The organism is Hungatella sp. SL.1.14, from assembly GCF_024460495.1.
Classification (GTDB): domain Bacteria; phylum Bacillota; class Clostridia; order Lachnospirales; family Lachnospiraceae; genus Hungatella; species Hungatella hathewayi.
In genome coordinates, this window is the sequence record NZ_JANFYJ010000004.1 from 246,060 (window position 1) to 258,624 (window position 12,565).

The 12,565-nt window shown below is 45.1% G+C and carries 13 protein-coding genes; 3 read left to right on the forward strand and 10 right to left on the reverse strand.

Annotated elements, in window-relative coordinates; all coding sequences use genetic code 11:
* Positions 1–3: 3 nt before the first annotated feature.
* The 4 genes from NE473_RS06505 to NE473_RS06520 form a co-directional block, all read right to left on the reverse strand.
* Positions 4–864 carry a carbohydrate ABC transporter permease gene (locus NE473_RS06505; protein WP_006773767.1) on the reverse strand — a complete coding sequence of 287 codons (861 nt, stop codon included), beginning with the start codon at positions 862–864 and terminating at the stop codon, positions 4–6.
* Positions 864–1,772, reverse strand: coding sequence for a carbohydrate ABC transporter permease (locus NE473_RS06510; RefSeq protein ID WP_373238205.1), 909 nt, complete (start codon positions 1,770–1,772; stop codon positions 864–866). Before NE473_RS06510 ends, NE473_RS06505 begins: the two co-directional genes overlap by 1 nt.
* A complete protein-coding gene (locus NE473_RS06515; RefSeq protein WP_055649817.1) occupies positions 1,769–2,581 on the reverse strand; it encodes an amidohydrolase family protein in 813 nt (270 codons plus the stop codon). Before NE473_RS06515 ends, NE473_RS06510 begins: the two co-directional genes overlap by 4 nt.
* Before the next feature lie 106 nt (positions 2,582–2,687).
* A complete protein-coding gene (locus tag NE473_RS06520) occupies positions 2,688–4,055 on the reverse strand; it encodes an ABC transporter substrate-binding protein (protein WP_055649818.1) in 1,368 nt (455 codons plus the stop codon).
* A 264-nt stretch (positions 4,056–4,319) separates the two neighbouring features.
* Here NE473_RS06520 and NE473_RS06525 point away from each other — a divergent pair, with 264 nt between their 5' ends.
* Together NE473_RS06525 and NE473_RS06530 are read left to right on the forward strand one after the other, a co-directional pair.
* Entirely contained in the window at positions 4,320–5,183 is an 864-nt protein-coding gene (locus tag NE473_RS06525) for an AraC family transcriptional regulator (RefSeq protein ID WP_022030799.1), read from the forward strand.
* Between the two features lie 11 nt (positions 5,184–5,194).
* Positions 5,195–5,518 carry a helix-turn-helix transcriptional regulator gene (locus tag NE473_RS06530; RefSeq protein WP_055649819.1) on the forward strand — a complete coding sequence of 108 codons (324 nt, stop codon included), beginning with the start codon at positions 5,195–5,197 and terminating at the stop codon, positions 5,516–5,518.
* A 173-nt stretch (positions 5,519–5,691) separates the two neighbouring features.
* Here NE473_RS06530 and NE473_RS06535 read toward each other — a convergent pair whose 3' ends face one another.
* Complete coding sequence (locus NE473_RS06535) at positions 5,692–6,339, reverse strand: FAD-dependent oxidoreductase (RefSeq protein ID WP_172682244.1); 648 nt, start codon at positions 6,337–6,339, stop codon at positions 5,692–5,694.
* Here NE473_RS06535 and NE473_RS06540 point away from each other — a divergent pair.
* Complete coding sequence (locus tag NE473_RS06540; protein WP_256265188.1) at positions 6,225–6,824, forward strand: Crp/Fnr family transcriptional regulator; 600 nt, start codon at positions 6,225–6,227, stop codon at positions 6,822–6,824. The genes NE473_RS06535 and NE473_RS06540 overlap by 115 nt on opposite strands.
* Before the next feature lie 242 nt (positions 6,825–7,066).
* On the opposite strand, the gene NE473_RS06545 is transcribed toward NE473_RS06540, so the two are convergent.
* The 5 genes from NE473_RS06545 to NE473_RS06565 all read right to left on the reverse strand — a co-directional run bounded on the left by NE473_RS06545 (position 7,067) and on the right by NE473_RS06565 (position 12,481).
* Positions 7,067–9,277: an FtsX-like permease family protein gene (locus NE473_RS06545; protein WP_055649821.1), complete on the reverse strand. Its 2,211-nt coding sequence runs from the start codon at positions 9,275–9,277 to the stop codon at positions 7,067–7,069.
* A gap of 5 nt (positions 9,278–9,282) precedes the next feature.
* Positions 9,283–9,966: an ABC transporter ATP-binding protein gene (locus NE473_RS06550; RefSeq protein ID WP_055649822.1), complete on the reverse strand. Its 684-nt coding sequence runs from the start codon at positions 9,964–9,966 to the stop codon at positions 9,283–9,285.
* Positions 9,967–10,035: 69 nt separating this feature from the next.
* Positions 10,036–11,220, reverse strand: a complete 1,185-nt coding sequence (locus NE473_RS06555; RefSeq protein WP_055649823.1) for a sensor histidine kinase — start codon at positions 11,218–11,220, stop codon at positions 10,036–10,038.
* Entirely contained in the window at positions 11,217–11,888 is a 672-nt protein-coding gene (locus NE473_RS06560) for a response regulator transcription factor (RefSeq protein WP_055649824.1), read from the reverse strand. Before NE473_RS06560 ends, NE473_RS06555 begins: the two co-directional genes overlap by 4 nt.
* A gap of 32 nt (positions 11,889–11,920) precedes the next feature.
* The gene (locus NE473_RS06565; RefSeq protein ID WP_022030792.1) at positions 11,921–12,481 is read right to left on the reverse strand and encodes a YdeI/OmpD-associated family protein; all 561 of its coding nucleotides are present in this window, start codon (positions 12,479–12,481) and stop codon (positions 11,921–11,923) included.
* Positions 12,482–12,565 lie beyond the last annotated feature (84 nt).

Below are 12,565 nucleotides of genomic sequence, written 5' to 3' on the forward strand. Positions count from 1 at the left end.
TTTTTATCCTTTCAAACCTGTTGTCGCAACACCTTCGACAAAATATTTCTGGGCAGCAAAGAAAATGATAACACAGGGCAGTATGGCAATCAGTGAAAGCGCCATAATCGGCCCCCACGAGATTCCGCTGGAACTGTCCATACACATCCTCAGCCCCTGCATAACCGTATATTTATTAACACTATTGATAAAAATCAATGGATTAAAGTAATCATTCCAGGTCCAGATGAACTGAAAGATTGCCATGGAAAACAGGCATGGCTTCGCCAGCGGCAGTATCATATACACAAAGATCCCAAATGTAGAGCACCCATCCATAAATGCGGATTCATCAATATCTTTGGGAATCCCCCTGATAAACTGAACCATGGAGAAGATAAAAAACGGGTAACAGGCAAACAGGGACAGCGCATAAAACGGTACATAAGTATTCAGCCAGCCCATCTGCCGGAACATGATATAACGAGGAACGATGACCACTGCGTTGGGAAGCATCATGGTTGAGAGCATGGCTCCGAACAACAGGCCGTGCCCTTTAAACTTAAACCTTGCAAATCCATATGCCACCAGCGAAGAAGAAATCACGGTAAACAGCACAACAGGAACGACAAGGATACCGGAATTCTTCATAAAGTGGCCAAACGTGTACGTCCCTACGCCTTTCCAGCCGTTTATGTAACTGTCAAACGAGATACTTTTAGGAATCAGACTCATGGAAGTCATCAGTTCCTGATTCGTCTTAAATGATGCGGACAGCATGAATAAAAGGGGATAGATAAAGACAATTCCCAGAGCAGTCAGCACCAGATAGGATATGGTTTTCAGCACAATTTTTCTGATTTTAGCTATTTTCCGGTTCATCATCAGCCCTCCTCATCGCCGTAAAAGGTCCATTTCGCACTGGTCGAAAAGATAAATACAGTAAAGATTATAATTATGATAAACATAATCCAGGAAATTGCAGATGCATACCCCATTTTACGATAGGTAAATGCATTCTGGTACAGCGTCATCGCCAGGACCTGTGTCTTTTTCACCGGACCGCCGCCTGTAATAACCGCCGGAGCCGTATACTCCTGAAACGCGTTGATCATCTGCATAATAATGTTAAACAGCGTCATGGGACTGATCATGGGAATCGTAATTTTAAAGAAGGAGCGCACCGGCCCGGCACCGTCAATCTTCGCTGCCTCATAAAGTGACTGGGGAACCTGTTTTAACGCCGCCAGAAAAAACAGCATGGAGGATCCGAACTGCCAGACCGACAGCATACTTATAGTGGTCAGTGCGATTTTCGGGTCTGTCAGAAATCCAATGCTTTTAATTCCAAGCCTGTTTAAAAATACATTGACAACTCCGTTTAAATCAAATAAATGTCTCCATAAAATGGCAATCGCCACGCTTCCTCCCAGAATGGAGGGCAGATAGTAGATCGTTCTGAAAAGCCCGATTCCTTTCAGAGCCTGATTTAAAAGCATTGCAATAATCAGCGCACTGATGAGCTTCATCGGCACCGACATAAAGACAAATTTAAAGGTAACGGCCAGAGAATTTTTCACTTCCCGGTCCTTTGTAAAAATCTGAAGATAATTGGCCAGTCCAACAAAATCATATTGGCTGCCAAAGCTGTAGTCTGTAAACGAGTAATACAGTGACATGGCGATCGGATACAACTGGAAAATCAGGAATCCGATAATCCAGGGAAGCAGATACAAGTATCCCTGGTTGTTTCTCCGTTCCAGCATTGTTCCCTGTTTCTTGTTCTTCATCAGTGGTCCCCTTCCCCTTCAAAAATATGAATTCCTAAAATCCTTTCCGCATTCTCGTAACAGATCATCCTTCTTTCCCTGTCCGAAAGTGCTTCATACAGAACCCCGTGTACATACATGGCCGGATTATTAATGGGATAATCCGTTCCAAATAAAAACCGTTCCGCGCCCAGCCTGCGTACACTGTATGCCAGAATCCCCAGTCTGGCCAGGCCTGTTCCCGATAAATCCAGATAAAGATTATCATACCGTCTCATCCGCTCCAGGTGCTGTTCCACGCGTGGTTTTTCACCCGGATGTGCTGCTACAAACGTCAGTTTGGGGTGGCGTTCTACCATTCGGTCAGCATCGTCGTCATCTGTTGAATGGTAACTAACCACCATGCCGTACGCCTCAGCCGCCTGGAGAATTTTATCCATTGCCCCGCTTGAATAGCTGTAACCGCCATGAGCATAAGGCACCAGTTCCCCGATCAGTCTCACACCGTGTTCTGCCATGTATTCGATTTCTTCAATGGATTCCCGGACAAATTCCGGATGGATATGAAAGCCTGGCGTATAGAATCCGTCCGACATGTGTTTAAGCCCGAGTGCTGACCGGTTCAGTTCTTTAAGATCATGGAAGGATCCCTTCCAGACTGTGTTTCCCCCTCCAATTACAGATCCGCATACATGACTGATGCCGGCGCGTTCCATGTCACAGCGGATTTTATCCATAACATTCTTCCCTGATTCTGGTCCTGGTTCCAGATACATACCGGTATACTGACTTCCGGTTAAATACGGATGCATATGAAAATCAATCAGATTCATTGACACATTCCCTTCTTCGTATCCCGAAAGGCCAGGATTTGTTCATGGCCTCCGGGACACACTTTGCCGCTCTTTTTCTGCTGCAATTTTGACTGTTCTGCTGCGGTTATGGTTTCAGCTTCTCCACGATTTCCGTTAAATTGGCCATGAGTTCATCTGCCGCTTCCTCCGGGCTGATCGTGTCATAGCAGAGTTCCTGCATCAGCGGGAAGAGATATCCGTAAACCTCAGAATTTTCATTGACAGGAGGAACTGCACCGTCGGTCTTTTCCAGAGCCAGCGTGATCGCCTTGTTGACTACAGGATTTAAGAGATTCTCCTTTTCCAGCTGAAGGCGTCCAATCTCTGTCGGAGGGACTCCGCGGCAGTCGCTTAAGATACGGATCGCATCTTCATCTGTATACAGCCACTGCATAAACTTTAAAGCCTCCTCCCGGTTTGGCCCTTCTGATACCATAAATAACTGGGAAGGCTGGGTAATTACCCCTGTTTCCTTCGCGTCCGGATCAATCGGGATATTTATCACATCCAGTACCATTCCACCGCTGGTATCCAGATTAATAATGGAGGAAGATCCTCTGTAAGAACATGCGATTTCATTGTTCAGCAGTTTCTTGTTGGCATCCTTGTCCCCATTGTAGGCAAATGCCGTATCCATCGGCTCTGCAATTCCTTCTTTATAAAGGCTCTGAAGAAGAGTAAACGCCTTCACCAGCGCATCTCTGTCTGAAACCACCTCATAATCCTCGGAAATAGTCCAGTAACCGCTCAGCTGCCGCACATAAGACCTCATAAAATGGTTACAGTCATCATCAGAAAGTGTAATCATATAATAATCCGGATCAGCGGCATGAATCTGTTTTCCATATTCCAGGAACTCATCCCATGTCATATTGTCCGGCAGTTCAACTCCAGCGGCATCGGTAACGGTCTTATTTACCACCAGATTATAGGAGCTGACACCGGATGGCACTGCGACTGTACTTCCATCGTGCGCTTTACAAAAACTGTCTAAAAATCCCTGATCGAACACATCAAGTTTGAAGGTATCCTGCTGATCCAGTTTTACAAACGAATCCGGAAATGCCGCCTGATACTCCGCCGCAGCCGTTGCAATCGTCTGCATGATGTCCGGCTGGGTTCCGCCGGCAAGCTGGGTCAGAATCTTATCATTGTATCCGTCGTACCCCTGATACTCAGCTTCGATCTTTACATTCGGATTTATTTTCTGGTATTCCTCGATAGCCTTTAATGTTGCCGTATGGCGGTCATCTCCTCCCCACCATGCGAAACGCAGCGTTACTGATTCCCCCTTTTTATCATCTGCCGGCTGCTCCTGCTGTGTGGAAGCCGTTTTCCCGGAAGCTTCCGCAGAAGGAGCCGCCGTATCTGACGGCTGGCTGCTGTTTCCTCCGCATCCCCCAAGGACAAACGCAAGACAGGCCGCTGCAAACACCCATTTCATCTTTCTCATAATTTTTCTCCTTTTGACATAATTGTGGTGTAAATATTCCAATCGCGCAATTTGGACTTTACTTTATTTTACACAAAAGCTTCGATAACTCTAAACTTTTGCATAAGTTTTATGATCTAATTATATATTTTATATACTTTATGCACAACCGTTTTTACTCTATATAAGGTGTAAATATCTTATATATTCTTTATTTTTCATTTATTTTACAAAAAATTCCTGATATACTTTATATGGAAACTTTTCATCAAAAGGAGGGATTTCATGCATCATCTCATGCTTCCATGCAGCCGGCCGCTGACTTTTCTTTCCTGTGGACAGCTGGTTAAAAATAAGAATTTTTTACACCCAAAACGATGTCTTGATTCATTCGTTCTGATTTATATTCTGAAAGGAACCTTGAATATTTCCCAGTATGGTGTTCAGTACAGACTGGAACCCAATCAGTTCATTCTGCTGCACGCGGAGACCGAACACTATGGCTGGCAGGAATCATCGGAATATCTGCATTATTACTGGGTTCATTTTCATGTTCCGGAACCTCCCGTCTATATCAATCAGACGGAGTATCCTTCAGAAATCAGCCAGGCACTGCCTGAAAAATACATTGTGCCTGAAACCGGTACGCTCACACATGGCAAACGGGTTCCCCTCCTGTTTTCCCAGCTTCTCGATATATCCATGAGACGGTATCCTGCTTCCGAATATCTGCTGCACTACTCTCTAACCGCCCTGCTGTTAGAACTGGCCGGGGAGTTTTCCTCCCGCCTTCTGGCACCGAAGGAGGATCCTCTCCACATCTACAGAATTCAGGACTGGATCCGACGCAACTTTCAACAGGCCATAACGGTTGCCCAGATTGCAGAAATTTTCCATTACAATCCAGATTACCTTTCCAGCAGTTATAAGAAGCTGACCGGTACCACCCTGACCCAGTATATCAATTCCGTAAGAATCGAGTCTGCAAAAAATCTGCTGACTTCCACAGACTTTACCTTAAAGGAAATCGCCTTTTACTGCGGCTTTTCTGATGAAAAGTACTTTTTTAAGGTTTTTAAACAGTATGAGGATATGACTCCCTCGGAATTTAAAGGGGCGTTTTTTAAGAAAAAAGAAGTATCCCAGTAAAAAAGGAGAATATGATTCTCTCAGATATAAATACGATCATCGGATCACGATTTTCTTACCAGACTAATTACATTTCTTCCCTTCTGCATCGGGAACTGGGAAAATCATTTTCTGAAATCCTGCTTTCGCAGCGAATGGAGCGGGCCGTGATTCTTCTGAAAGGCACCAGCCTTGCAATCAATGAGGTTGCTTTAATGCTGGGATACCGTAACAGCAGTCATTTTTATATGGCATTTCGTGAGTATTATGGTGTTTCTCCTCGGGAATATATCCAATACTTATCTAAACAGTATTTGTTGGCATACCTCTATTATCGCGTAGCCATGAAGGCATAAACGGCTGCAAGTTCCGCAGGTCTTTCCTTTTACTGTCTTTTTCCGCTAAACCAATAGAGACAAGCAGCATTTCATGGTATGCACGAAATACAGCCTGTCTCTTTGTAATATTTTAATCCTGCAAAATATCTATTTTAAACAAACTTCTAACACATAAGAATTGCGTTACAAGATTAAATCTTAAGCGCAGTCCTGTAAGCAGTATGGAATGCATCAAAAATTTTACCTGCTTTGACAGCATCACCTACGAGGTAGACTTCCTTTCCTCTCTCCTTTAATTCATGGTATAACTCCTGTTTTGCTCTTAACCCGATTGCCAATACTACGGTATCTGCATCCAGTTTCTCAAAATCATGCGGCCCCTGTACCGTAACACCATGATCTTTAACAGCAATCAGACGCGTGTTGGTCATAATCTGCATATTGGTTTTTTCAATCCGTTCACTGTAAGCAAGAAAGTCTGTGGTTGCGACGCCATTCATAATCTGCGGCAGCATTTCCACAAGAGTTACATCATGACCCTTTTCTTCCAGATCGAGAGCTGTTTCTGAACCAATCAAGCCTCCTCCTATGATAACAATCCGCTTTCCAAGCTTCTCCTCATGATCAATTGCGGTCAGCGCATCTATGGCAATCGGTTTATCGATACCGGGAACCTGGGGAATTACAGGTTCACTGCCTGTCGCACAGACTACTGCCTCATATAATTCTAAACTGCGGACCAGAAAAAAGAAGAAGAGCGGGGGAAATCCTGAGCATCTGCGGGGAACCTGTTTTACATATGCATTTTCTGCTGAATGGAATCGTAAAGGTATATACAAACAGCTCCGACGGATTCGTCCGTCTGCTTGGTTACCACCGCCAAAATACCCTTTTTGTCTTAGACGGCTTCTGCGAAGGGAAACCTGCCATTGTAACTACCCAGGCTGTCACGGATATTACCACCGTTACCGTGACACGGCAGTCCCTGCTTCGTATGTGCGAGGCGAATCCCGCTTTTGGCCTTGATCTGGCATCTTATGTCGGTGATGTCTTAAGACTCATGTGCTTTGACGCAGAAAATCAGAGTGTATCGGATGTAACAACGCGCCTGATCAACTTTATTTTTCTATACATGAAAAGTGAAGACTACTGTCAGACCCAATGCATTCCAATGTCTTATGAGAATCTGGCCTCCGCAGTCAATGCCTCCCGCATCCAGATAGCACGAATCTGCTCCAAAATGAAACGATTGGGAGTTATTGACGTTGGGAGGCGGTGTATTACAATTAAGAATCCGGATGCACTATATGACTTTACAAAATGAGGGAAATGAAAAAAGAGAGACACAATACAGATATTTGCAGCGAAAGCATCGATTCTTACAATGGAAAGTGAGCCCTTTTCTCCAGATCAAAGAAAACGGCTCACTTTTAAAATTCACTTTATACAAAATTAACCCCTTCAGTCCCGCAAATGCTATCCCTCGAGTAATCTGCTTTTCAAAAAATAAATACACCACAATATAGGGATCATTGCGCAGAGCGTCCAACATCTCTTCTATCGATTTTATATCATAGTGTCATCAGACAGAGCATCCCGCAAATTAACTATACTCACCTTCTTCCAGCTAAGATAATAAGCCAGCGCCACAAAGCCGGCAATCATGAAAAGAAATGCCAGAACAGGTATAACCGGTGCCTCTTTGATAAAAATCACTGGTTCCAAATAGCTGATTTTTATCATGTATCCAGTCATAAGAACCGTCAGAGGTATTGTAATAAGAACCGGTCGTCCCGCAATCACCAGCGCTTCAATACAAAACAGTTTTCTCAGGCCGCCAGGAGTCATACCTATGGACATATACCGTGCAAACTCACGATTTCTCTGGCGCACAAATCCCAATGTATTGGAGAATAGATTACCAATACCAATAAGTGCAAGCAGGACACAAAAACCGCCCAGAACAGTCATCATCCCATGAATCATATGATCATTATCTATTTTTTTCTGTATCCGGTTCTCAATAAGGACTTCATATTCCGGATTAAGGATTTCCTGAAGTTCCTCCTTTATCCGGTTCAACGCTTCCAATGAGGCAGTATCATCGGCAAGAATACGGATATAAAAATCCTCTTCCTCTCCCCCTATCTGTCCTCTGATCTGTTTCCATAAAGACACCGGAAGGAAGTGTACCAGTTCATACAGGTCCAGACTCCCATACTCTTCCCGCAGTTCGGGAACTTCCCGGGTATACGCAAGTACCGGGACTTCAGCCGTCAGTTCTTCCCGGGCCGCCTGTCTTAAAACACTTGTTTTCTGCTGTCCCGTCAGATAATCATGGGAGTCACGGTTTCTAAAATCCGGATCGGTAACATCATCGATCTGATTCCGGACCACGGCACCATCCAGTCGTGGAGCAGCCCTAATCATCCCACAGTATTCCAGAAAGCTGGAATCATCCAATATAACAAGAGGCGCATTGACGAGCCAGCCCTCTTCGGTTTTCGTAACATAGTTTTCAGGTGCATGCATAAAACCGCCCAGAGCCGCCATTTCACTGCTTATTTCATCTTCGGTAACAATCCGCTTCGCAGCCGCTTTCTGGTATACTGCACTGTCTGCCACACCGGACAATGCCTGTATCTCCTCTGCCTTTTCAAAGGAATCTATACCCGCATCCTGCACCGTAACCATGATGTCCCAGACATTCTGGTATCCCTCAAAGTAGGTCATTCTCTGACTGACGCCCGTAAGAGTAAAAAAGCACTGCATAAGGGTAAATGCCAAAAAAGACAGAACCAGGGACAGTGTCGTTGTCCGCAATGCCTTTCTTTGTGCTTTCAGCGCATTTCCGGCAAGTTCCCCTTCCACACCAAATAAAAGCGGTAAAATCCGGATTTTCTTCTTTTTCTTTAACTGCAGTTCCCCTGTGTTCCTGATTGCTTCCAGCGGAGTTAACCTGCTCATTTTCTTTGCCGGCATCCATGCAGAAATCCAAACAGTTAAAATAGTAATTAGAAACGTAAATACCAGAACCAAAGGGTGATACTGCCAGACAGCTTCCTGCCGTCCTGCTGTATCACCTGCCAGTACATTGGTCTGCCCAATTATCCAGACACTGATCAGAATCCCCAGCAAATTGCCGGCTATGACCGGTATCACGCAAAGCATGGCAGCCTCCTGTAACAGACAGATTCGGATCTGCCCCGGCGTTGCTCCGATACTTGAAAAAATGCCAATCTGATGTATCCTCGCATACATAGATACCGCAAAAGAGTGATTGATGATCAGGATCAGTGAAAAACAGGCCAGCACTGTTGTCCCCAGTAAGAATGGAAAAATCAATCGCGGTGCCGGATCCATTGGATCACGGATCAAATACATACTCAAGAGGCTGTGGTGGTAAGAAACTGCCTCCTGAGAAATTCCTGCCAGTTCCGCAATCTTAGGCATATCCGTGAGGATCGTCCTCCTGTTGTGCAGGCAGATATCGATTACCGCTTCCTGTCCGTCAGACAGTTCTTCATTGACAGACGCCGTTTTCACATTGGCGAAATTTCGTATCGACTCCAGCTGTTTTGTATCTATTTCCCCGACGATCCGTCCCTGCCATGTGCCCTCCTCTGCTCCCAGCCTTTCTATCTCGTAAATCCAGAAATTATAAAATAAGCTGCAAAGCAAAGAAAGCAGCAAGGCGGAAATAAAAGCGGCAGCCATCACCGTTACACTGGAAGCACGGTTGTGTTTTATATACCCCGCAGAATAGTCTTTCCACATAGCCGTTACCCCCTCTGCTTCCGGTCACTGACGATATGGCCGTCCTCTAACGTTACGATACGGTTTGCCTCCATTGCGACTTTTTCATCATGTGTAATCAGTATGATCGTCTGTTTCAGATTTCGGTTGGACAGCTTCAGCATGTCAATAATTTCCCTGGAATTCTTTTGATCCAGATTACCCGTAGGCTCGTCGGCCAGAAGCAGCGCCGGACGATAGACTAAGGATCTGGCGATTGCGGCTCTCTGCTGCTGTCCCCCGGACAGCTCATCCGGCAGGGATTCCAGCTTATCTTCAATGCCCAGAGAGCTTACAATCTGGTTAAAAAATTCCTGGTTCACGCTCTTTTTGTCCAGAAGAAGCGGCATAAGGATATTTTTTCGGACAGTCAATGTGGGAATCAGATTATAGAATTGGTAAACCAGCCCCACTTTCCGGCGGCGGAAAATGGCTGCCTGTTTCTGATTCAAGGCAGATAGATCCATCCCATCTATCATTACGTTTCCAGAAGTTGGTTTGTCCACACCTCCAAGGATATGAAGCAGTGTTGATTTTCCGGAACCGGAAGCCCCCACAATTGCTAAAAACTCGCCTCTTTCAACGGAAAGGTCAATTCCGTCGAGCGCAGTCACCTGGTTAAGCCCTTTTCCGTATATCTTGCCGATTCCTTCACATTTTAACAGTTCCATTTGACTATCTCCTCTCCTGCTATGGAATGTACTGCTTACTCTTTTATTATAGCAGCGGAAGGTGACAACTCAGTGACTGTACATACGGATTTCAAAAAATGCGCCGCCCTCCGGCAAATTTCCGGCATGAACTACCCCGTTCTGCATCTCAATGATTGCTTTTGAAATGGACAGACCGATTCCAATACTGCCCTTTACAGCATTTTCTCCCCGGTAAAAACGCTCAAATAAATGAGGAATATCTTTTTTCTCAAATCCCTCCCCCTCATCCCAGATCCGGATCTGCACATACAGCGGATTCTGCTCATAGGAGCAATGGACCCTGGCCCCTGCCGGACTATGCTCCATACAATTTTTCAACAGATTCATGACCGCTTCCATCGTCCATTCCATATCCGCAGTAATGACAGCCTCTCCATGATCCGAAATATCCAGTTCAACATCAGAGAGAACCGATAATTCCTGCAGATTATCTGCTGCCAGAGTCAACATGGTAAACACGTCCAGTTTTACTTTTTCAAGCGTCAGTGTCCCGGTGTCAATGCGCGACAAAAGCAGCAGCGCTTCCTCTAAATGAGTCAGCCTTGCCACCTGTTTCCGAATCTGCCCCGCATACTCCAAATCACTTTTTTCTTCTATTAGCTGCGCGGATAATGAAATAGCCGTAATTGGCGTTTTTAGCTGATGGGCGATATTATATAAATTATCTGCATAATTATTCTTTGCTTCGAGCGCGGCGTCTCTGGTCTGATACAGAGTGGTTACTGTTTTATATATCTCATCCTGGAGCCGGGAATATTCACCTTCCTTGGCTGCAAGCAAAAGACCCTGCCCACCCGTATTGACCTTTTCCAAATATTCTGTTAATGCTGAAATCTGTTCCCCCTCTTTTTTATGCCAATATAAAAATGCTGCCATAAATATCAAAAGACCGGTTCCTAAGCCTGCTGCGGCAATCAGATATCCAGTCTCCCACCGCCTGCCTGCAAAATCATCCGCACGATACCCGAAGCTTTCCAGGAAATCCCCATTATCCGACAATACTATTTTTTCCCTGTTTTCTTTCAGTGCTCCCATGAAGGCGTCTCTATCTGCTATGCGTTCTTCCGCAAGCGTCTGGCAGAACCCGCTGAGCATTTGAAACTGAACCCTGCTGTAATACTTCAGCAGAAACACGGCGGAAAGCATAACGGAAAAGAGGCTGACAGATACAACCAGCAAAATTGTAACCACAATATTTTTTTTGCCGTTCATACGGTGTCCTCCATACGATACCCAAAGCTTCGTATTGTTTTTATGCACAGCGGCTGATATAATTTCTCACGCAGCCGTTTCATCGTTACGGTCAGAGTATTATCATTGACATAACTTCCATTGCTGTCCCAGACCTCATGCAGGATCTGCTCCCTGCTTATGGTCTGGCCCTTATTTTTTAATAAAACTTCCAACAGCTGATATTCCATCTGACTCAGCGTTATTTCCTCATCGCCGCAGAACACCGTCTTTTTACTGTGATTAAGTGAAATAAAATCACAGCTGAGAACCTGGTCTGATACAGTTCCGGCGCGCCGAAGCAGAGCCTGGATACGAGAGTATAATACCTCCAGTTCGAACGGTTTCACCACATAATCATCAGCCCCACAGCCAAAGCCAGCAACGATATCCTTCACATCTCCACGGGCAGTCAGAAAAATAATCGGCATGTCCTTCCATCGGAAACGGATAGAACGGCAGAGTACATCTCCCTGCCCATCCGGCATATTCCAGTCAATAAGGCACAAATCCGGTTTCTGCCTGCTTAGCATCTGTCTTGCCTCCGCGATCGAAGGAATGATAGAAACGATACAATCTCTTTGCTCTAAATATTCAGCAACGAGTGACGCAATATTCCGGTCATCTTCCACGTAATAAATATTTTCCATGATATTCCCTCTGGGTTTTAAGCTTCTGCCTGTTACATAGGTTTCAGGTTTTTATTCAATCGATCGACCATCCATAATATTCTCTTTTCCCGACCAGCATCTGTCTTTGCGTCAAAATATGCCCGTGTGTAAGTTTTCTTTACCGATAAAGACATCGCCTGAAAATTTGCATAAGCGGGCTCGTATGCTTTTAATAAACCAGACAAAAAGGCAATCTGCTCCTCTGTGACCGCCGGGGATTTGGGGGCATCCCACTGGCCGTTTTGCTTAGCTTCCGCTATTTTAGCCCGGCCATAATCGGTCATAAGCCCCTGTTGTTCCAGTTTTTCAGCCAGCGCTTTATTTTTCTCCGACCATTTGCTGTTTTCCCTGCGCAGGGAAAAATACTTTTTATAGATTTTATCATCAATACTCTGCATCTGGCCATCAATCCAGCCAAAACAAAGGGCTTCTTCCAACGCTTCGCCTGCCTTAATCGTTTTGGGGCCGCCCGCCTTGCCAAAAAGCACCCAAATACCAGCTGTTGACATACAATTCTCCTGCAGCCAGCTGCGAAAATCCTTTCTTGTGGAAAATTTCATTACCTCGCTCATATTTCCTCCTGTGAACATCATCACCACTGTAAATCAATGCCCTGTCTACAAACTCTCAGCTCTGACATTAGCTCCTTCTGCCAA